Raw genomic sequence first — 22,845 nt, 5'->3', positions numbered from 1 at the left:
GCGATCCTGCTGGCGAAGGCGGGGGAGGAGTCCAGGAGGCCGACGGCCATGCCGGCCCATTGGGAGCCCTGGCCGGGAAAGACGAACACCGGGCCCTGTTGGGGGTCGAGGGCGGTGCCGCGGGTGAGGTGCGGGTGTTCGCCACCGTCGGCCAGGGCGTCGAGCGCGGCGAGCAGTTCGGCGGGATCGGTGCCGGTGACGACGGCACGGCGATCGAAGGTCGCGCGCGTGGTGGCCAGGGACCAGGCCACCTCGGTGGGCGAGACGTCGGGGTTGTCGGTGATGGTCCGGGTCAGCCGGCGCGCCTGCTCGGCCAGGGCCTCGTGGGTACGGGCCGAGAGCACCCAGGGCGCGACACCGCCCAGCACGCCCGGCTCGTCCGCGTGGGTGTCGGGTTCCGAGGGTGGGGCCTCTTCGAGGATGACGTGGGCGTTGGTGCCGGAGATGCCGAACGCCGAGACGCCCGCGCCACGGGGGCGTTCGGCGGTCGGCCAGTCGACGGGCTCGGTGAGCAGACGTACGGCGCCGCTGCTCCAGTCCACGTGTGAGGTGGGCTCGTCGACGTGGAGGGTGGCGGGCAGCGCGCCGTGGCGGAGGGCCATGACCATCTTGATGACGCCCGCGATCCCGGCGGCGGCCTGGGTGTGTCCGATGTTCGACTTCACTGACCCCAGCCACAGCGGGCGGTCCTCCGGCCGTTCCTGTCCGTAGGTGGCCAGCAGCGCCTCGGCCTCGATCGGGTCGCCGAGGGTGGTGCCCGTGCCGTGCGCCTCCACCGCGTCCACCTGGTCGGCGGGGAGCCGGGCATCGGCCAGCGCCTGCCGGATGACGCGTTCCTGCGCGGCATCGTTGGGCGCGGCCAGCCCGTTGCTGGCGCCGTCCTGGTTGACGGCCGAGCCCCGGATGACGGCCAGCACGTGGTGTCCGTTGCGGCGGGCGTCGGAGAGCCGTTCCAGCAGGACCAGGCCCGCGCCCTCGGAGAAGCCCGTGCCGTCGGCCGCCGCGGCGAACGCCTTGCAGCGGGCGTCCGGCGCGAACCCCCGCTGCTTGGAGAACTCCACAAACGCCGTGGCCGCGGTGAACACCGTCACGCCGCCGGCCAGCGCCAGGGTGCACTCGCCCTGGCGCAGTGCCCGGACCGCCAGATGCGTGGCCACCAGCGACGACGAGCATGCCGTGTCCAGCGTGACCGCCGGACCCTCAAGACCCAGCGCGTACGCCACTCGGCCGGACACCACGCTCGTGAGCCCTCCCGTGGCGGTGTAGCCCTCGAAGCCCTCGGGAATCCGCGGTATCCGCGACAGGTAGTCCTGGCTCGACACCCCCGCGTAGACGCCGGTGGGCGTGCCCTTGAGGGTGGTGGGGTCGATGCGGGCGCGTTCGAGGAGTTCCCAGGCGACCTCCAGGAGGAGCCGCTGCTGGGGGTCCATGGCGAGGGCTTCACGAGGGCTGATGTTGAAGAAGGAGGCGTCGAATTCGTCGGCGTCGTGGAGGAAGCCGCCCTCCTGGACATAGCTGGTGCCGGGGTGGTCCGGGTCGGGGTGGAAGAGGTGGTCGAGGTCCCAGCCGCGGTTGGCGGGAAAGGGGCCGAGGGCGTCGGCGCCCGAGGCTACGACGTCCCACAGGCCCTCCGGAGAGGTGACCCCGCCCGGGTAACGGCAGGCCATGGCGATGATGGCGATGGGTTCCCGGTGGCGTTCTTCCACTTCGCGCAGGCGCTGTCTGGCCTGGCCGAGGTCGAGGGTGACGCGCTTGAGGTACTGGCGCAGCTTGTCTTCGGTGGTGGACATGATTCCTCCGTCACTCCCCGTCAGGACGAGCCCAGTTGCTGGTCGATGAGCGCGAACATCTCGTCGTCCGACGCCGACTCCAACGCCTCGCCGTCGACGGTGTGATCGACCGCCTCGGCACCGTCACCCAGCCGCCACAGCAGGTTCTGCAACCGCTTGACGAGCTGGGCACCGGTCTCGCCCTCCGGCCGCACCTCGCCCACCGCCGCCTCGAGCCGCTCCAGCTCCCGCAGTACGGGCGCCGCCGCGCCGTCCCCCGCCGGGCACAGCTCGCCCAGCAGGTGCTCGGCCATGGCGGACGGCGTCGGGTGGCGGAACACCGACGCCGCGGACAGCCGCAGCCCCGTCACCATGGTGAGCCGGTTGCGCAGCTCGACCGCCGTCAGCGAGTCGAACCCGAGATCCTTGAAGGGCGTGTCCATCGACACCGCGTCGTGGTCCGTGTGCCCCAGCACGGTGGCCGCGTGGACCCTGACGAGGTCCAGCAGGAGCGCCCGCTGCTCGGCGGGGCCCATCGACGCCAGCCGGCCGGACAGATCGGCCACCGGCGCCACCGCACTCCGTCGGACGGCCCGGGCGCGGGTGCCCGCGAGCGAGCGGACCAGCGGCGGCAGCGCCTCGGCGGGCTGGGCGGACAGCGCGGCCGCGTCGAGCCGGGCGGCGAGCAGCTGCGCCGCACCGTGTCCGCGCGCCGCGTCGAACAGCGCCAGGGCATGCTCCGAGGACAACGGCACCATCCCGGAACGGCTCATCCTGGCGTGGTCCGCCTCGCTGAGCCCGCCGGTCATCCCACTGGTGGCGGCCCACAGGCCCCAGGCGATGGACACGCCGGTGAGACCGGCGTGGCGCCGCCGGGTGGCGAGGGCGTCGCAGTAGGCGTTGGCGGCGGCGTAGTTGGCCTGCCCGGGGGAGCCCAGGGTGCCCGCGGCGGAGGAGAAGACGACGAACATGGCGAGGGGGAGGTGCTCGGTGGCCCGGTGGAGGTTGGCGGCGCTCGTGGCCTTGGCGGCCCAGACGCGGCGGAGGGTGTCGGGGGTCTGGGAGGTGAGGACGGCGTCCTCGACGATGCCGGCGGTGTGGATGACGCCGGCGAGGGGGTGGGCGGGGTCGATGGTGTCGATGATCTGCCGCAGGGCGTGGGGGTCGGTGGTGTCGGTGGCGGTGATGTGGACGGTGGCGCCGAGTGCGGTGAGTTTGTCGGTGAGTTGTTGGGCGCCGGGGGCATCAGGGCCGCGTCGGCTGAGGAGGTGGAGGTGGGTGATGTGGTGGGTGGTGACGAGGTGTTCGGCGATGAGGGCGCCGAGGGTGCCGGTGCCGCCGGTGATCAGGACGGTGCCGTTGGGGTCGAGGGTGCGGGGGATGTCCAGGACGAGTTTGCCGGTGTGTTTGGCCTGGCTCATGTGGCGCAGCGCTTGGCGGGCCCTGGCGAGTGGCCATGCCTGCACCGGGGGCGGGGTCAGGGTCCCCTGGGTGAAGAGGTCGGCGAGCGTACGCAGCATCTCCGCGACGCGGTCGAAACCGGCGTCGGAGACGAGGTCGTAGGCGCGGTAGCGGACGCCGGGGTGCGTCGCGGCGATCTCATCCGGTTCGCGGATGTCGGTCTTGCCCATCTCCAGGAACCGGCCGCCGTCGCCCAGCAGGCGCAGAGACGCGTCGGTGAACTCGCCGGAGAGGCTGTTGAGGACCACCTCGACCTTCGGGAAGGCGTGCTCGAAGTCCAGGTCGCGGGAGGAGGCGCGGTGGGTCTCGTCGATGCCCATGGCCTCCAGTACGTGGTGTTTGGCGGGGCTCGCGGTGGCGTAGACCTCGGCGCCCAGGTGGCGGGCGATCTGCACGGCCGCCGTGCCCACGCCGCCGGTGGCGGCGTGGATGAGGACCGACTCGCCCGGCGAGAGTCCGGCCAGGTCCGCCAGCCCGTACCAGGCGGTGAGGAACGCGATGGGTACGGCGGCGCCCTGTTGGTCGGTCCAGCCGGGCGGGATCGGCACCAGGGCGCGGGCGTCGGCGACGGCGATGGGGCCGAAGGCGCCCTCGAACAGGCCCATGACACGGTCGCCGACGGCCACCGACGTCACATCCGCAGCCACCTCCAGCACCTCGCCCGCGCCCTCGCCGCCCAGGCCCCGCCGGTCGGGCACGACGCCGAGGGTCACCATCACATCGCGGAAGTTGACGCCCGCGGCACGCACGGCGATCCGCACCTGACCCGGCGCCAACGGCTCCAGCACGTGCGGACTGCCCTCGGGCACCAGGCTGTCCACCGTGCCCGCGCCGTCCTCCGCCACGACCAGCTGCCAGGCGGGCGCGCCGACGGGCAGGGCGATACCGGCCGTCGCCTCCACGGCCGTCAGCCTCGGTACGAACGGTTTCCCGTCGCGCACCGCCACCTGCCATTCGTCGGCGTCGAGGGCCGCGCGCACCACTCCCGCGATGTCGGGTGCCGTGCCGGCGTCGCGTCCGGCGAGGTCGAGCAGCGTGAAGCGGCCGGGGTTCTCCGATTGGGCGCTGCGGATCAGACCCCAGACGGCCGCCGCGACCGGGTCGACGTCCGTCTCCTCGTCCACGGCGGCGGCCTCGCGGGTGACGATCACCAGCCGGGCCCCGTCGAGCCGCGGCTCGGCCAGCCATTCCTGTGCCGTCGCCAGGACCCGCGCCACCACCGTGTCGCTGTCCCCGCCGTCGGCCTCTGGGGTGCTGGTCAGGACGACCAGTGGCACGGGCGCGCCGTCGTCAAGGGCCGCGGCGAGCGCGGCGACATCCGGATAGCGGGTGAGCGAGCGGACGGCCTCGGTGGGTCCGCCGTCGCCGAGCACCGCCCAGTCGCCCGCCGTGGTCCTCTCCAGCCCTGCCGGGGTCGGCAAGGCGGTCCAACGCACCTCGTACAGACCGTCGTTCGGGTCGCCGCTCAGCAGCCGCGCGGTGTCGAGCGGCCGGGTGGTGATGGTGTCGGCGGTGAGGACGAGCGCGCCCGTGGTGTCGGTGAGGGTGAGGCGGTACTCGTTGCCGCCTCGGGGAGTGATGCGGGCCCGCGCGTGGGTGGCGCCGGTCGCGTGGAGGGTGACGTCGCTCCAGGTGAAGGGGAGCCAGATCTCACCGGCCGGGTTGTCGGCGGTGGCGATGAGGGGGTGGAGCGCGGCGTCGAGGAGTGCGGGGTGGACGGTGAGGGTGTCGGGGGTGTGATCGGCGGTGTCGGAGGTGGGGAGAGCGATGTCGGCGAGGAGTTCGTCGCCGTGTCGCCAGGCGGCTCGCAGCCCTTGGTAGGTGGCTCCGTAGCGATAGCCGCGCGCGGCGGCCCGCTCGTAGAAGCCGTCGATGTCGACGGGTTCGGCTCCCGGGGGCGGCCAGGCCGCCCCCGCTTCGGCGGCCGGCGGCTCGGCCGTGGGCTCGCCGGTGAGAGTGGCGGTGACGTGGTGGGTCCACTCCGCCGTGGGGTCGGACTCCGGGCGGGTGTAGATGTGGACGGTGCGGCGGTCGGTGTCGTCCGGCGGGCTGACGATGACCTGGAGCGCGAGCGGGCGGGCGGGGTCGAGCCTGAGGGGCTGCTGGAGGAGGAGCTCGTCGATGTGGGGTGTGGCGGTGTGGTCCGCGGCGTGGAGGGTGAGTTCGAGGAGCGCGGTGGCGGGCAGCAGGACGGTCTCGGCGATGGTGTGCTCGGTGAGCCATCCGGTGTGGTCGGCCGGAGGGATGTGGCCGGTGACCACCATGCCGCCGTCGGCCAGCGGCGCGGCGGTCCGCAGCAGCGGGTGGTCCAGGCTCGTGGAACCGGCCGCGGCCGGGCCCGAGGCCCCGCCGGTGAGCCAGTAGGGCCGGTGCTGGAAGGGGTAGGTGGGCAGGTCGACGGTGTCCGGGGCGGGCCGGCCGGTGAACCAGGGGCGCCAGTCGACTGGGGTGTGGGTGTGCAGCCGGGCCAGGGCGTGCGCCAGACCCTGGACGTCGGGCTGGTTACGGGTCAGCGCCGGGACGAGCAGAGGAGCGTGCGCGGGCGCGTCATCGAGCGCGTCGAGGGTGGCCTGGGCGGCGGGGATCAGTACGGCGTCCGGGCCGACCTCGAGGAACACCGCCGCGCTCGGCGCGATGTGTGCGACGGCGGGGTGGAAGCGTACGGGCCTGCGGATGTGCCGTACCCAGTAGTCCGGGGTGGCGATGTCCTCGCCCGCGGGTTCGCCGGTGAGGTTGCTGATCAGCGGGGTGTTCGGCTGGGCGAACTCCAGGTCGGCGATGGCGCGGCGGAAGTCTTCGAGAGCGGGTTCCATGAGCGGGGAGTGGAACGCGTGGCTGACGGTCAGGGCCTTGGTCCTGCGGCCGCGTTCCTTCCAGGCCGCGCCCGCCTCGGCCACCAGTTCCGCGGGGCCCGAGATGACGGTGCTGGTGGGGGCGTTGAGGGCGGCGATGGTGACCCGGCCGTCGTACGGGGCGAGGTGCTCGGTGATCTCGTCGGCGGTGGCCTCGACGGCGGTCATGGCGCCGCCGGGCGGGAGGTTGCCGAGGAGGGTGGCACGGGCGGCGACCAGCCGGCAGGCGTCTTCCAGGGAGAGGACTCCGGCCACCTGCGCGGCGGTGATTTCGCCGATGGAGTGGCCGATCACGGCGTCCGGCCGTACGTCGAAGGTCTCCAGCAGCCGTGCCAGGGCCACTTGGACCGCGAAGAGTCCGGCCTGGGTGTAGGTGGTGTGGTCGAGCAGGGTGGCGTCGGGCCGGCCGTGGAGGACGACGTCCCGCAGGGGGTGGTCCAGGTGGGGGTCGAGCAGCGCGCAGACCTCGTCGAACGCGTCGGCGAAGACCGGGAAGCGCGCGTGCAGTTCGGCGCCCATGCCGGGGCGCTGGCTGCCCTGCCCGGAGAACAGCCACACGGTCTGCCCCGCCGCGGGCGCGGCGTAGGGCGGGGTGATCAGGTCCGGGTGGGGACGGCCCTGGGCCAGGGCGTCGAGAGCGGCGGTCATCTCCCGGCGGTCGCCGCCGACGATCACGGCCCGCCGCTCCAACACCGCGCGCGCCGTGGCCAGCGACCGGCCCACGTCCGCCACCGGCGTGGTGTCGTCGGCTCCCAGCCGGTCGGCGAGGGAGGCGGCCAGGGCGCGCAGGGCCTGGTCGCCGCGGGCGGACAGCGGCCAGGGCACGGGGCCGGGCGGGGGAGCGTCGGTCGCGGGCCGCGGCTCGGGCAGGTCCGGGCCCTGTTCGAGGATGAGGTGGGCGTTGGTGCCGGAGGCGCCGAAGGAGGAGACGGCGGCGCGGCGCGGGCGGCCGGTCTCGGGCCAGTCGGCCGCTTCGGTGAGGAGCCTGACGTTCCCGTCGGCCCAGTCGACGTGCGGGCTGGGCTCGTCGATGTGCAGGGTGGCGGGCAGCGTACGGTGGCGCAGGGCCATCACCATCTTGATGACACCGGCGACACCGGCGGCGCCCTGCGTGTGCCCGATGTTCGACTTGATCGAGCCGAGCCGGAGCGGGTGGCCGCCGGGGCGGTCCTGGCCGTAGGTGGCCAGCAGGGCCTGCGCCTCGATCGGGTCGCCCAGCGTCGTGCCCGTGCCATGGGCCTCGACGGCGTCCACGTCCGCCGGGCCGAGTCCGGCGGTGGTGAGGGCCTGGCGGATCACCCGCTGCTGTGACGGGCCGTTGGGCGCGGTCAGCCCGTTGCTCGCGCCGTCCTGGTTGACCGCCGAACCGCGGACGACGGCCAGAATCCGGTGTCCGTTGCGCCGGGCGTCCGACAGACGCTCCAGGAGGACCAGGCCGACGCCGTCGCCGAAGCCGGTGCCGTCGGCGGCGGCCGCGAACGGCTTGCACCGTCCGTCGGGGGCCAGACCGCGCTGCCGGGAGAAGCCCGCGAACACGTCAGGGGTGGCCATGACCGTGACGCCGCCCGCGAGCGCCAGGTCGCACTCGCCGTGGCGGAGGGCCTGGGCGGCGAGGTGGATGGAGACCAGGGACGACGAGCAGGCGGTGTCCACGGTGACGGCGGGGCCCTGGAGGCCCAGGGTGTAGGCCACGCGTCCGGCGATGATGCTGCTGGTGCCGGAGAGACCGGCGTAGCCGTCCAGGCGGGGGTCGCCCGGGGGCAGTCCGGCTCCGTAGTCGTGGTACATGACGCCCGCGTAGACGCCGGTCAGGCTGTCCCGGAGGGTGTGCGGGTCGATGCCGGCGCGCTCCAGCGTCTCCCAGGCGGTCTCCAGAATGAGACGCTGCTGGGGGTCCATGGCCAGGGCCTCGCGGGGGTTGATGCCGAAGAAGGCGGCGTCGAATCCGTCGGCGTCGTAGATGAACGAGCCCTGCGAGGCGTAGCTGGTGCCGGGGTGGTCGGGGTCGGGGTGGAACAGATTGGCCAGGTCCCAGCCGCGGTTGGTGGGGAACGGGCCGAGCACATGCCGCCCGGACGCCACCAGGTCCCACAGCCCCTCGGGCGAGGTCACGTCGCCGGGGAAGCGGCACGCCATCGCCACTACCGCGACCGGCTCGTCGGCGGCGCCGGTCCCGGACCGGCCGGCACGGCGCGGCGCGGGGGAGCCGGTGGCGGTCAGGCGCTCCAGGACGTGGTCGGCCAGGGCCCGGGGGGTGGGGTAGTCGAAGACGAGGGTGGCGGGCAGGCGCAGCCCGGTGGCGGTGGCCAGGCGGTTGCGCAGCTCGACGGCGGTCAGGGAGTCGAAGCCCAGCTCCTTGAAGGCGGCCTCGGCCCGGATCGACGCGTCGGAGGAGTGGCCCAGCACCACCGAGACCAGCTGCCGCACTGTCTGGAGCAGCAGTTCGCGCCGTGCGGGCTCGTCGAGACCGGCCAGCCGGCCGGCCAGTGCGGGGCCGGTGGCGCGGTGTTCCATCGCACGGCGCCGGGCCGGCCTGGCCAGGGCGCGCAGCATGGCGGGGCTGTCGGGGCCGAGCCTGGTGGCGTCGAGGTCGGCGGCCACCACCAGGGGGTGGGTGACATGGAGTGCCGCGTCGAGCAGCCCCAGGCCACGAGCCGTGGCGAGGGGGCGCATGCCGAGGGCGCCGAGGCGGGACAGGTCGGCCTCGGTGAGGTGCTCGGTCATGGCGGAGGTCTGCTGCCACAGGGTCCAGGCGACCGAGGTGCCGGGCAGTCCGTCGGCGCGCCGACGCGCGATCAGGGCGTCGGTCCAGGCGTTGGCCGCCGCGTATCCGGCCTGGCCGGAGTTGCCGACCGTGCCGGCGGCGGAGGAGAACACCACGAACATCCGCAGCGGCAACTCCCGGGTGAGGGTGTGCAGATGCCATGCGCCGACGGCCTTGGGCGCCCATACGCGGCCGAGTCGGCCGGTGTCCCAGGACTCCACCAGGGCGTCCTCGGTCACCCCGGCGGAGTGGACCACGCCCAGCAGCGGGTGGCTGTCGGGGATCGCCGCCAGCGCCCCGGCGAGCGCGTCGCGGTCGGCCACGTCGACCGCCGCCACCTCCGCGTGGGCGCCCAGCGCGGCGAGCCGCTCGACCAGTTCGGCCGCTTCGGGGCTCTCGGGGCCGCTGCGGGAAAGGAGCAGCACCCGCTCCACGCCATGCGCGCGCACCAGATGTTCGGCGACCGCGCCGCCCAGCACCCCCGTACCGCCCGACACCAGCACCGTGCCACCGGACAGCTCCGGGGCTCCGGCCCCTGACGTCGGAGAGGCGCGGACCAGACGTGGCGCCAGCACCCCGGCCGCGCGCACGGCGACCTGCGGCTCGTCCGCGTCGAAGGAGTGGAGTACGGCCCCGACGAGGCCCGCTTCACCGTCCGCGTCGCCATCGCCCACGTCGACGAGGGTGAACCGGCCCGGGTGCTCGGCCTGGACCGAACGGACCAGACCCCACACGGCCGCGCCACCCGGGTCCACCGCCCCCTCGTCCCCGCCCGCGGTCACGGCACCGGAAGTGACCAGGACCAGCCGGGAGTCCAGCAACCGCGGCTCGGCCAGCCACTCCTGGAGCAGAGCCAGCACGCCCCCGACGGCGGCGAGGCCGTCGTCGGGGGTGGCCGTCGCTGTCACCGGGTGGAGGACAACCGTCGGCACCGGGGTCCCATCGTCCACCGCGGCGAGCAGCGCGCCGAGGCCGGCGTGTTCCGCCACCCCGGCGAGCGGTGCGCCACCATGGCCCACCGCCGCCCAATCGGCGTCCGGCGGGGCCGAATCGTCGCCGGTCCCGCCCCGCGCGGGCACCCAGTCCACGACGAACAGGCCCTCGGCCGCGCGCTTCCCAAGGGCCCGCAGCTCGGCGACGCCGGTGGGGCGAGCGGCGACCGACGCGGCGTCGAGGACCGGAGCGCCCGTCTCGTCGGTCAGGGAGATCCGCCGCCCGTTGCCCTCCGGGGAGATACGGACCCGTACGCGGCGCGCCCCCGTGGCCCACAGCGACACACCGCTCCAGGCGAACGGCAGCCACACCTGTCCGGTGTCCGAGGCGTCCTGGCGGCCGCCGTCGAGGAGCGTCGGGTGCAGGGCGGCGTCCAGCAGCGCCGGGTGGACGCCGAACCGGTCGGCGCCCTCACCGGCCGCCTCGGGCAGCGCGACCTCGGCGAGCAGATCGGCGCCGTCCCGCCACGCCGCGGACAGGCCGCGGAACGCGGGCCCGTAGCCGTAGCCGCCGGCCACGGCCCGTTCGTAGAAGTCCGCGACGTCCAGCGGTTCCGCGCCCGGCGGTGGCCAGGGAGCGGCCGTGGCGTTCGACGGGGACTCACCGCCCTCGGGCGCGAGGACGCCCATGGCGTGGCACGCCCACCCGTCGGGGGCCTCCGTGTCGAGCTCGTCGGGGCGGGAGTGCACATCGACCGTCCGCCTGCCCTCGTCGTCGGCGGGCCCCACCGCGACACGTACGCGCAGCGCCCCCGAGGCGGGCAGGACGAACGGGACCTGGAGGGCCAGCTCCTCCACCGCGGCGCAGCCCGCCTCGTGGGCGGCCTGAAGCGCCCACTCGACCATGGCCGCCCCGGGCAGCAGCGCGGTGTCGCCGACGACGTGGTCGGCGAGCCAGCCCCCGCCCGCGGCCGCCGAGAGGCGTCCGGTCAGCACCATGCCGCCGTCCGGCAGGCTCACCGCGGCGGCCAGCAGCGGATGGTCGACGGCGCGCAGCCCGGCGGCGGACACATCCCCTGTGCCCTTGCCGTCGGCGGGTATCCAGTACCGCCGCCCCTGGAAGGGGTAGGTGGGCAGCTCGACGGCGCGGGGCGCGGGCCCGGCCGGGAACCACGGGCGCCAGTCGACCTCGAGACCCGCGGTGTGGGCATCGGCGAGCGCGAGGGCGAGCTGGTGTGCGCCGCCGTGGTCGCGGCGCAGCGTGGCGAGAGAGGCGGCGGGGGTGCCGGACTCCTCGAAGATGTCCTGGAGGCTCGTGGACAGGATGGGGTGCGGGTTGCACTGGATGAAGGCCCGGTATCCGTCGCCCAGCAGACGGCCCACCGCGTCGGCGAAACGGACCGGCCGGCGGAGGTTCTCGAACCAGTACTCGGCGTCCAACCGCGCGGTGTTCAGCCGCTCCGCGGTGACGGTGGAGTAGAACGCGATCTCGGACTCGGCCGGTGTCACCTCGCGCAGGGCGGACACCACATCCTCGTGGATGCGGTCCACATGAGGGCCGTGGGAGGCGTATTCGACGTCGATGGCGCGAGTGCGCGCGCCACGCTCCCGCGCCGTGTCCAGGACGGCGGCCACCCGGTCCGCGGACCCGGAGACCACCGTGGCGTGCGGGCCGTTGACGGCGGCGACGGCCACGTCCCCGGCGTCGGGGCCCAGCTCGGCGAGGAGCCCGGCGGTTTCCTCGGCGCCGAGGGAGACCGAGGCCATGGCGCCGTGTCCGATCAGGGGACGGAGAGCCTGTACGCGCAGGGCGATGACCTTGGCGGCGTCGTCGAGGGAGAGGGCCCCGGCCACGCACGCCGCGGCCACCTCGCCCTGGGAGTGCCCGACGACGGCCGCCGGGACGATCCCGAAGCTCCGCCACAGGGCGGCCAGCGAGACGTGGATGGCCCACAGCACCGGCTGCACCACATCGTCCCGGCCGGCGTCCGTCGCCCGGTCCGTGCCGCGCAGCACGGCGGTCAGCGACCAGTCCACATACGGCGCCAGAGCCCGCTCGCACTCGGCGATCCGGGCGGCGAAGACCGGCGAGGAGTCCAGGAGTTCGCGCGCCATGCCCGGCCACTGGGCGCCCTGGCCGGGAAACACGAACACCGGGCCCGCGCCGACCGGGCCCGCCGTACCGGTGACGACCGCCGGATCCGGCTCGTCGGCGGCCAGCTTCGCCAGCCCGCCCAGCAGCGCCGCACGGTCCGCGCCCACCACCACGGCCCGGTGCTCGAACCGGGCCCGCGCCGTCGCCAGAGACCACCCCACCTCCGCCGCACCGGCGGCCGGATCGCGCTCCGCCGCCTCGGCCAGACGCCGCGCCTGTTGCGCCAGCGCCGCCTCGTCCCGCGCGGACAGCAACCACGGCACCACGCCGCCGTTCACCACGGCCTGCGGCGCCACCTCCGCCTCTCCCGTGCCTTCCGTGCCTTCCGGGTCGCTTTCGCCCTGGACCGCCTCGGCGGGTTCGGGCGGCTGCTCGATGATCAGGTGGGCGTTGGTCCCGGAGACGCCGAACGACGACACCCCGGCCCGGCGCGGGTGATCGGTCTCCGGCCAGTCCACCGGCTCGGTCACCAGACGGATGGCGCCCGAGCCCCAGTCCACGTGCGGCGTCGGCTCGTCGATGTGCAACGTCGCGGGGATCACCCCGTGCCGCATCGCCATCACCATCTTGATCACGCCCGCCGTCCCGGCGGCCGCCTGGGTGTGACCGAGGTTCGACTTGACCGAGCCCAGCAGCAGCGGCCGGTCCGCCGGGCGCTGGTGGCCGTACGTGGCGTGCAGCGCGTCGGCCTCGATCGGGTCGCCGAGCCGGGTGCCCGTGCCATGCGCCTCCACCGCGTCCACCTCGGCGGACGACAGGCGGGCGTTGACGAGCGCCTGACGGATGACCCGCTGCTGGGAGGGCCCGTTGGGTGCGGTGATGCCATTGCTCGCGCCGTCCTGGTTGACGGCCGAACCCCGGATGACGGCCAGCACCGGGTGTCCGTTGCGGCGGGCGTCGGAGAGCCGTTCGAGCAGGACCAGCCCGACGCCCTCGCCCCAGCCCGTGCCGTCGGCGGCGGCCGCGAACGGCTTGCAGCGCCCGTTCGGCGCCAGGCCGCGCTGACGGGCGAAGCCGGTGAACACCGCGGGCGAGGCCATCAGCGTCACACCACCGGCCACCGCCAGCCGGCACTCGCCCCGCCGCAGTGCGTGCATCCCCAGATGCATGGCCACCAGCGACGCCGAGCAGGCCGTCTCCACCGTCAGCGCGGGCCCCTCCAGGCCGAAGGCGTACGACAAACGGCCCGACAGCATGCTGGGCGCGACGCCCGCGTACCCCTCGGTCTCCTTGCGGACGGGAACGCCCGACGTGGCGGAACCGATGGTCGCCGCGCCCACGAAGACACCGGTCTGGCTGCCCCGAAGGCTCGTCGCGTCGAGACCGGCGCGCTCGAACAGCTCCCAGGCCACTTCGAGCAGCTTGCGCTGCTGCGGGTCCATGGCCAGTGCCTCGCGCGGGCTGATCTCGAAGAAGCCCGCGTCGAACGTGTCGGCGTCGCGCAGGAACCCGCCCTCGCGCGTGTACGTCGTGCCGGGGTGGTCGGGGTCCGGGTGATACAGACCGTCCAGGTCCCAGCCGCGGTCCGTGGGGAACGGCCCGACGGCGTCCACCCCCGAGGCCACCAGGTCCCACAACGCCTCGGGCGAATCCACCCCGCCGGCGAACCGGCACGTCATCGCGGTGATGGCGATGGGCTCCTGGTGCCGCTCCTCCACCTCGCGCAGGCGCCGCCGCGTGTCGTGCAGGTCCGTCGCCACACGCTTGAGGTAGTCGACAAGCCTGTCTTCATCCGGCATGTGAAGTCACGACCTTCATACGTGTCGGGGCGGGCAACTGAGCTGTCACGAGGTGCCGAGCTCGTTGTCGATGAACGCGAGCACCTCGTCGGCGGTGGCGAGCGTGAGCCGGTCGGCCGCGCTGTCCTCGGCCGGCGGCGCGGACGCCGCCTTCCATTGGGCCAGCAGACCCTCAAGCCGATCTGTCACCGCCCGCGCGTCCGCCTCGGGCAGCTCGAGCGCCGACAGCGTGGACTCCAGCTTCGCCAGCTCGCCCAGCACGGGGTCCACCCCGCCCCGGGCCGCCGACCCCCCGTCCGGCACGAGCAGGCCGCGCAGGTGGTCGGCCAGCGCCCTGGCCGAGGGGAAGTCGAAGACCAGCGCGGCCGGCAGCCGGAGCCCGGTCGCCGCCGAGAGCCGGTTCCGCAGCTCGACGCCGGTCAGCGAGTCGAAGCCCAGATCCGTGAACGGCGCGTCCTCCCGTACGCCTTCGGCGTCGGCGTGGCCGAGCACGGTCGCGGCATGGCCGCGCACCAGCGTGAGCAGCTGCTGCCGCTGCTCGGCCTCCGGGAGCCCGGCGAGCCGGCGCGTCCAGTCGTCGGGGCGCTGGGTGGCCGCGGCGGCGCGCCGCGTGGCCCCGCTCGGGCGGGCGGCCAGGGCCCGTAGCGCGGGCGGCAGACCGGCGATCGGCTGCGCGGCCAGCGCGCGTACGTCGAGGTTGAGCGCCACGAGCTGCGGGTCGCCGTGTCGGTGTGCCGCGTCGAAGAGCGCCAGCGCGTGGTCGGTGGCCAGCGCCGTGACGCCGGTGCGGCCGATCCGCGCCACATCGGCCTCGCTGAGCTGCCCGGTGATATCGCTGGTGGCGGCCCACAGGCCCCAGGCGATGGAGGCGGCGGGCAGACCGGCGTGCTGCCGCCGGGAGGCGAGGGCGTCGCAGTAGGCGTTGGCGGCGGCGTAGTTGGCCTGCCCCGGGTTGCCGAGGGTGCCCGAGACGGAGGAGAAGAGGGCGAACATGGCGAGGGGGAGGTGCTCGGTGGCCCGGTGGAGGTTGGCGGCGCCGGTCGCCTTGGCGGCCCAGACACGGTGGAGCGTGTCGGGGGTCTGGGAGGTGATCATCGCGTCGTCCACGGTGCCGGCGGTGTGGATGACGCCGGTGAGGGGGTGGGCGGGGTCGATGGTGTCGATGATCTGCCGCAGGGCGGGGAGGTCCGAGGTGTCGGTGGCGGTGATGTGGACGGTGGCGCCGAGTGCGGTGAGTTTGTCGGTGAGTTGTTGGGCGCCGGGGGCGTGGGGTCCGCGTCGGCTGAGGAGGTGGAGGTGGGTGATGTGGTGGGTGGTGACGAGGTGTTCGGCGATGAGTGCGCCGAGGGTGCCGGTGCCGCCGGTGATCAGGACCGTGCCGTTGGGGTCGAGGGCCGGCGGGATGGTCAGGACGAGTTTGCCGGTGTGCTTGGCCTGGCTCATATGGCGCAGCGCCTGACGCGCCTTGGGCAGCGGCCACGTCTGGACCGGGGGCGGGGTCAGGGCCCCCGCGTCGAACAGGGCCACCAGGGTCGCCAGCATCCGCGCGACGCGCTCCGGCCCGGCGTCCGAGACCAGGTCGTAGACGCGGTAGTCCACCCCGGCGAAGTCCTTGGCCACCTGCTCGGGGTCGCGGAGGTCGGTCTTGCCCATCTCCAGGAAGCGGCCGCCGTCGGCCAGCAGGCGCAGGGAGGCGTCGATGAAGTCACCGGCGAGGCTGTTGAGGACCACGTCGACCTTCGGGAAGACGTTCTCGAAGTCGAGGTCGCGGGAGGAGGCGCGGTGGGTCTCGTCGATGCCCATGGCCTCCAGGACATGGTGTTTGCCGGGGCTGGCCGTGGCGTACACCTCGGCGCCCAGGTGGCGGGCGATCTGCACGGCGGCCATGCCCACGCCGCCCGCCGCCGCGTGGACGAGGACCGACTCGCCCGCCCTCAGGCGGCCGAGCTCCACCAGGCCGTACCAGGCGGTCAGAAACGCCACGGGGACGGCCGCCGCCCGGGAGAAGTCCCAGGCCTCCGGCATCCGGGTCACCATCCGCGCGTCGGCCACGGTGACCGGGGCGAACGCGCCGTCGAAGACCCCCAGGACGCGATCGCCCGGGACCACCGTGGTGACGTCCGGGGCCACTTCGAGGACGACGCCCGCGCCCTCGCCGCCGATGCGGGTCTGGTCGGGCACCATGCCGAGGCTGATCAGGACATCGCGGAAGTTGACACCGGCCGCCCGCACCTCGATGCGCACACGTCCGGGCGCCAGCTCCTCCTCCGCCTCGGGGAAGGGCACCGGCGCCACGGAGTCGAGCGTCGCGGTGCCCGTGGTGCCTGCGGCGTCCAGCCGCCAGGCCCCCTGGCCGACGGGGGGTACGAGCGTGGCCGAGGCGGTGGCGCGGACGAGCCGGGGCACCAGAATCCGGCCGCCGCGGAGCGCCACCTGCGGTTCGTCGAGGTCGACGGCGCAGCGGACCGCGTCGGCCACCTGGCTGTCCGACTCCGGATCCGTGTCTGTGTCTGTGTCCGTGTCCAGGAGGACGAAGCGGCCGGGGTTCTCCGTCTGGGCGCTGCGGACCAGACCCCAGACGGCCGCCGCGACGGGGTCGACGTCCGTCTCCTCGTCCACGGCGACGGCGTTACGGGTCACCATCACCAGACGGGCGTCGTCGGGGCGCGGCTCGGCCAGCCACTCCTGTAGCTGCGTCAACGCCGCCTGTACGGGCTCCAGTTCACCGTCGCCCTCCGCGACCGGTGCCTCGGCGAAGACCGCCCGCGAGGCCGGTGTGGCCTCGTCGGCCAGGGGCGAGGCGGGCGTCCACTCCAGGGTGAACAGGCCTTCGGACGAGGGCTTTTGCGGAGCATCGAGGGCCATGGGCCGGGTGGTGACGGCCTCGGCGGTGAGGATGAGCCGGCCGGTGGCGTCGGTGAGGGTCAGGCTGTGCTCGCTGTCGCGGGAGGTGATGCGGACGCGGGCGTGGGTGGCGCCGGTGGCGTGGAGGGTGACGCCGTTCCAGGAGAACGGCAGCCAGACCTTGCCGTCCGAGATGTCCGTGACGGCGACGAGGGGATGGAGCGCGCTGTCGAGGAAGGCGGGGTGGACGGCGAGGGCTTCGGCGGGGTGCCCCGAGGCGTCCGTGGCGTCCGCGGTGGGCAGGGCGATCTCGGCGAGGAGGTCGTCGCCATGGCGCCACAGCGCCTGAAGCCCCTGGAAGGCGGGTCCGTAGTCGTAGCCGTCCGCCGCGGCGTGGTCGTAGAAGCCGGTGATGTCGACGGGCTCGGCGCCCGGGGGCGGCCAGGCCGTCTCAGCTTCGGGCGCCGCCCGGTCGACCGCGGGTTCGCCGGAGAGCGTGGCGGTGGCGTGCCGGGTCCACTCGGCCGCCGGGCCGGACTGCGGGCGGGTGTAGACGGCGAGGCTCCGGCGGTCGTCGTCGTCGGCGCCGACGACGACCTGGAGGTCGAGCGGGCCCGTGGGGTGGAGGACGAGCGGGTGCTGGAGGAGAAGCTCCTCGACGTGCGGGCTGTCGGTGTGCTCGGCCGCGCTGAGGGCGAGTTCGAGGAGTGCGGTGCCGGGCAGCAGCACGGTCCCGGCGATGGTGTGTTCGGTGAGCCAGCCGTCGTGGTCCGCCGCCGGGATCCGGCCGCCCAGAACTAGTCCGCCGTCCGCCAGCGGCGCCGCCGCGTCCAGCAGCGGATGGTCCAGGCCGGTGCCGCCGGTGGCGGCGACGGAGGAGATGCGGGGAGCGATCCAGTACGGCCTGCGCTGGAAGCGGTAGGTGGGCAGCTCGACCACTCGGGGGGCCGGGTCGGTGGGATACCAGGGCGTCCAGTCCAGCGGGGCCCGGGTGGTGTGCAGGGACGCCAGGCCGTGGGCCAGCGCCCGGACGTCGGACTGCTTGCCGGTGAGCGTGGCGAGCGCCGTGGCGGTGGTCTCCTCGGGGAGGGTGTGGTGGACGGCGTGGGTCAGCACCGGGGCCGGGCCCAGCTCCAGGAAGACGGCCGTGTCCGCGGCGAGATGGGTGATGGTCTGGTGGAAGCGGACGGGGCGGCGGATGTGCCGGGCCCAGTAGTCGGGGGTGGCGATGTCCTCGTCCGCGGGCTCGCCGGTCAGGTTGCTGATGAGGGGGATACGGGGCAGGCGGAAGTCCAGGTGGCCGATGGCCTCGGCGAACGGGGTGAGGATGGGCTCCATCTGGGGGGAGTGGAAGGCGTGGGAGACCGGGAGGGAGCGGGTCCTGCGGCCCCGGTCCCGCCAGACGGCGGTGACGGTGGCGACCTGGTCGGCGGGTCCGGAGATCACCGTGTGGCCGGGGGTGTTCATCGCCGCGATGGCCAGCTCCGGGAAGTCGGCCAGCGTGGCAGCGACCTCCTCCTCGTCGGCGTTGACGGTGGCCATGGCGCCGCCGGCCGGCAGGTTGCCCATGAGCGTGGCGCGGGTGGCGACGAGGTGGGCGGCGTCCTCCAGGGAGAGGACGCCCGCGAGGTGGGCGGCGGAGATCTCGCCGATGGAGTGTCCGGCGACGGCGTCGGGGGCCAGGCCCATGGCCGTCAGAAGGCGGGCGAGGGCGATGTGGAGGGCGAACAGCCCGGCCTGGGTGTAGGTGGTGTGGTGGATCAGGTCGCCGAGTTCGGGGTCGGTGGCGAAGACCACGTCGCGCAGCGGGCGGTCGAGGTGGGGGTCCAGGAGCGCGCACACCTCGTCGAAGGCCCCGGCGAAGACGGGGAATCGCCGGTGGAGCTCGGCGCCCATGCCGGGGCGCTGGCTGCCCTGCCCGGAGAACAGCCACACCGTCTTGCCCGGGGTGTCCGGGGCTGCGCCGCCGGGGGTGGCGAGGCCGGGGTGGGGCTCCCCGCCGGCCAGCGCCTCCAGGGCGGCGGTCAGCTCCTCGCGGCCGTCCCCGACGATCACGGCCCGCCGCTCGAACACCGCCCGTGTCGTGGCCAGGGACCAGCCCACCTCGCCGACCGGGAGATCGGGGCGCGCGGCGAGGTGTTCGGCGAGCGCCGCGGCCTGTTCGCGCAGGGCCCGGTCGTCGCGGGCCGACAGCGGCCAGGGCACGGGTCCGGGCGGGGGAGTGTCGCTCGCCGGCCGGGGTTCGGGGAGGTCGGGGGCCTGTTCGAGGATGAGGTGGGCGTTGGTGCCGGAGGCGCCGAAGGAGGAGACGGCGGCCCGGCGCGGGCGGCCGGTCTCGGGCCAGCCGACGGGCTCGGTGAGAAGCCGGACGTTTCCGTCGGCCCAGTCGATGTGCGGGCTGGGCTCGTCGATGTGGAGGCTGGCGGGCAGTTGGCCGTGGCGCAGGGCGGAGATCATCTTGATGACTCCGGCGATGCCGGAGGCCGCCTGGGTGTGGCCGATGTTGGACTTGACCGAGCCGAGCCACAGCGGCCGGTCGTCGGGGCGGTCCTGTCCGTAGGTGGCGAGGATGGCCTGTGCTTCGATGGGGTCGCCCAGCGTGGTGCCCGTGCCGTGGGCCTCGACGGCGTCGATGTCGGCGGTGGTCAGGCCGGCTCCGGCGAGGGCCTGGGCGATGACGCGCTGCTGGGAGGGGCCGTTGGGGGCGGTCAGCCCGTTGGACGCGCCGTCCTGGTTGATCGCCGAGCCGCGCACCACCGCGAGCACCCGGTGGCCGTTGCGGCGCGCGTCGGAGAGGCGTTCCAGCAGGACGAGCCCGGCCCCCTCGCTCAGGCTGGTGCCGTCGGCCGCGGCGGCGAACGGCTTGCACCGTCCGTCGGGCGCCAGGCCGCGCTGCCGGGAGAAGCCGGTGAACGGATCGGGGGTGGCCATGACGGTCACGCCGCCCGCGAGCGCCAGGTCGCACTCGCCCTGCCGCAGCGCCTGGGCGGCCAGGTGCATGGACACCAGGGACGACGAGCACGCGGTGTCGACGGTGACGGCGGGGCCCTGAAGCCCCAGGGTGTAGGCCACGCGGCCGGAGATGATGCTGCCGATGGTGGAGAGCATCGTGTAGCCGTCGAGACGCGGGTCGCCCGCGGGCAGGCCGGTGGCGTAGTCGTGGTAGATGACGCCCGTGTAGACGCCGGTCAGGCTGTCCTTGAGGGTGTGCGGGTCGATCCCGGCGCGCTCCAGGGCCTCCCAGGCGGTCTCCAGGACGAGCCGCTGCTGCGGGTCCATCGCCAGGGCCTCACGGGGGTTGATGCCGAAGAAGGCCGCGTCGAAGCCCTCGACGTCGTAGATGAACGCGCCCTCGGAGGCGTAGCTGGTGCCGGGGTGGTCGGAGTCGGGGTGGAACAGATTGGCCAGATCCCAGCCGCGGTTGGTGGGGAACGGCCCGACCACATGCTCCCCCGCCGAGACCAGGTCCCACAGCCCCTCGGGCGAGGTCACGCCACCAGGGAAGCGGCACGCCATCGCCACCACCGCGATGGGGTCGTCGTCCGCGGCGCGAGCCGACCGGCCCCGCCCGATGAGGGGCGAGGCGGTGGCGGACGCGGTGGCGGTCAGCCGCTCCAGGAGATGGCCGGCGAGGGCCTGGGGGGTGGGGTAGTCGAAGACGAGGGTGGAGGGCAGGCGCAGCCCGGTGGCATCGGACAGCCGGTTGCGCAGCCCGACGGCCATGAGGGAGTCGAAGCCCAGCTCCTTGAAGGCGGCCTCGGGCCTGATGGACGTGTCGGAGGAGTGGCCCAGGACCACGGCGGCCATCTGACGCACCATCTCCAGCAGCAGATCGCGCTGTCCCGAGGCGTCGAGACCGGCGAGGCGTGCGGCCAGGGCGGGGGACGCCGACTGGCGTTCCGCGGCGCGGCGCCGGCCGGACCGAACGGGCGCGCGCAGCAGCGCGGGGACCACGGTGGCCGAGCTGGCCGCGGCGGTCGACCGGGCGGTGTCGAGGTCGGCGGCCACGACCGCGGGGTGTGGGAGGGAGAACGCCGCGTCGAGCAGGCGCGGGGCGTGGGACGCGGCCCGCGCCTCCAGGGCCCAGGCCACGCTCAGGCCGGGGAGCCCGGCGGCTCGCCGATGGGAGATCAGGGCGTCGGCGCGGGCGTTGGCGGCGGCGTGACCGGCCCGGCCGGGGCCGCCTACGAGGTCGGCGGCCGAGGAGACCACCACGAACAGCCGCAGCGGCAGATCGCGGGTGAGGGTGTGCAGATGCCACGCCTCGGTGGCGGGCGCCCAGGCCCGCGTCAGCCGCTCGTCGTCCCAGGACTCCACCGGCGGCGCGTCGTCGGCCGCCCCGGCGAGATGCACCACGCCCACCAGCGGACGGCTTTCGGGTACGGAGGCCAGAACCTCCGCCAGCGCGGAGCGGTCGGCCACATCGACGGCGGCGGTCTTCGCCTCCGCCCCCAGCGCCGTCAACCGCTCGGCCGGCGCGGCCGCTTCGGGATCCTGGCCGCCCCCGGGGGAGAGGAGCAGCACACGCGCCACGCCGTACGCCCGCACCAGGTGTTCGGCGACCGCGCCGCCCAGCGGGTCCGTCCCGCCCGACACCACCACCGTGCCACCGGACAGATCGACCTCGGCGGCCGCGTCGGTCGGTTCGACGGCGCGCCGCAGACGGGGGATCGACACCGCGCCCGAACGGACCGCGATCTGCGGCTCGTCGGCGTCGAGCGACCGGCGGACCGCCTCGGCCCACTTCCCGTCCCCGTCCGCGTCGGCATCGACCAGGGTGAACCGGCCCGGGTGTTCGTTCTGGACTGCCCGGACCAGGCCCCAGACGGCCGCGCCTGCCGGGTCCACCGGCCCCTCGCCGTGGCCGACCGCTACCGCGCCGGAGGTGATCAGCACCAGCCGGGAGTCCCGCAACTGAGGTTCCGCAAGCCAGCCCTGGACAAGGCCCAGCGTGTGCCGGACCGCGGACAGGTCCGCGTCGGGGTCGGGATTCGGGGCCACGGTGGCGAGGACGACGGGCGGCGCGGGCTCTCCGCCCTCCACCGCGGCCAGCAGCGCGGCCAGGTCGGCGTACCGGCGCCCGCCGAAGGGGCGCGCCGCGGCAGGAAGGGCGTCGAGCGTGGCCCAGCCGGCCTCGGCCTCCTCCGGCTCGGGACGGTCCTCCGACGGCGGCAGCGGCGTCCACTGCACCGTGAACAGGCCGCCCGCGGCGTGTCGTTCGGCGGCTTTCAGCCAGTCGCCGTCGGCGGGACGCAGCGCGACCGTATCCACGTCCAGCACCGGGGCGCCGGTCGCGTCCGCGACGACGACGCCCAACTCGCGGCCCCCGCTGTCCTCCCGCCCTAGCGACCGGATCCGGACCCGGACACTCCGTGCGCCGCCCGCGTGCAGGGACACACCGCGCCAGGCGAACGGCAGCCACCGCGGGCCGTCGGAGTGAAGGTCGTGCAGCGCCACCGGGTGCAGGGCGGCTTCGAGCAGCGCGGGATGGATGCCGAACTCCTCGCCCCTCTCCTCGGCCCCGTCGGGCAGGGTCACCTCGGCGAAGAGATCGGAGCCGTGCCGCCACACCGCCTGGACGCCCTGGAACGCGGGGCCGAACCGATGACCTTCGGCCTCGGCGCGCGCGTACAGCTCGGCGATGTCGGCGGTGTCCACGGGCTCGGCCCCGGCCGGGAGCCAGGCGCCGGTCAGCTCCGTCCCGTTCGTTGTTTCGCGGGCGAGGGTGCCCGTCGCATGGCAGGTCCAGGCGTCCCGCCCCTCGGGCCCCTCCGGTGTGCCGGACGCGGGCTGGGAGCAGACACGTATGCCGCGCCGCCCATCCCCGTCGGGGGCGTCCACCACGACCTGGACGCGCAGTTCAAAGGCGGGGGAGAGGACCAGGGGGACCTGGAGGGTCAGCTCCTCGACCGCGCCGCAGCCCGCCTCGTCGGCCGCCCGCAGCGCCCACTCCACGAGCGCCGTACCGGGCAGCAGGACGGTGTCGCCGACCGTCTGCTCACCGAGCCGGCCCGCGTCACCGGCCGCCGGAAGCCGCCCGGTGAGCAGCAGCCCGCCGTCGGCGAGGCCCGTCGCGGCCGACAGCTGAGGGTGTGCCACCGGCCGCAGTCCGGCGGCGCTGACGTCGCCTGCCGGGCGGCCGGCCGCCATCCAGTGGCGCTGCCGCTGGAAGGGGTAGGTGGGCAGGTCGGCTGTGGTGGACGGGGTGACGGGATACCAGGGTCGCCAGTCGATGGTGAGGCCGGTGGTGTGGGCGTGGGCGAGGGCGTCGGCGAGGTCGTGGGGGGTGCCGTGGTCGCGGCGGAGGGTGGGGATGGTGGTGGCGGGGA

At 74.7% G+C, this 22,845-nt stretch carries 3 protein-coding genes; all 3 read right to left on the bottom strand.

Annotation, left to right across the window (positions count from 1 at the left end; all coding sequences use genetic code 11):
• Window positions 1–1,790: type I polyketide synthase (locus ACH4S9_RS46920; protein WP_398377792.1), on the bottom strand; the 1,790-nt coding region annotated here is incomplete at its 3' end.
• 20 nt (window positions 1,791–1,810) lie between these two features.
• Window positions 1,811–13,672: an SDR family NAD(P)-dependent oxidoreductase gene (locus tag ACH4S9_RS46915; RefSeq protein ID WP_398377790.1), complete on the bottom strand. Its 11,862-nt coding sequence runs from the start codon at window positions 13,670–13,672 to the stop codon at window positions 1,811–1,813.
• A 45-nt stretch (window positions 13,673–13,717) separates the two neighbouring features.
• Window positions 13,718–22,845: SDR family NAD(P)-dependent oxidoreductase (locus ACH4S9_RS46910; RefSeq protein WP_398377788.1), on the bottom strand; the 9,128-nt coding region annotated here is incomplete at its 5' end.

This window comes from Streptomyces sp. NPDC021225 (assembly GCF_044332865.1).
GTDB lineage: Bacteria > Actinomycetota > Actinomycetes > Streptomycetales > Streptomycetaceae > Streptomyces.
This window is presented reverse-complemented; position numbering and strand designations above follow the sequence as displayed.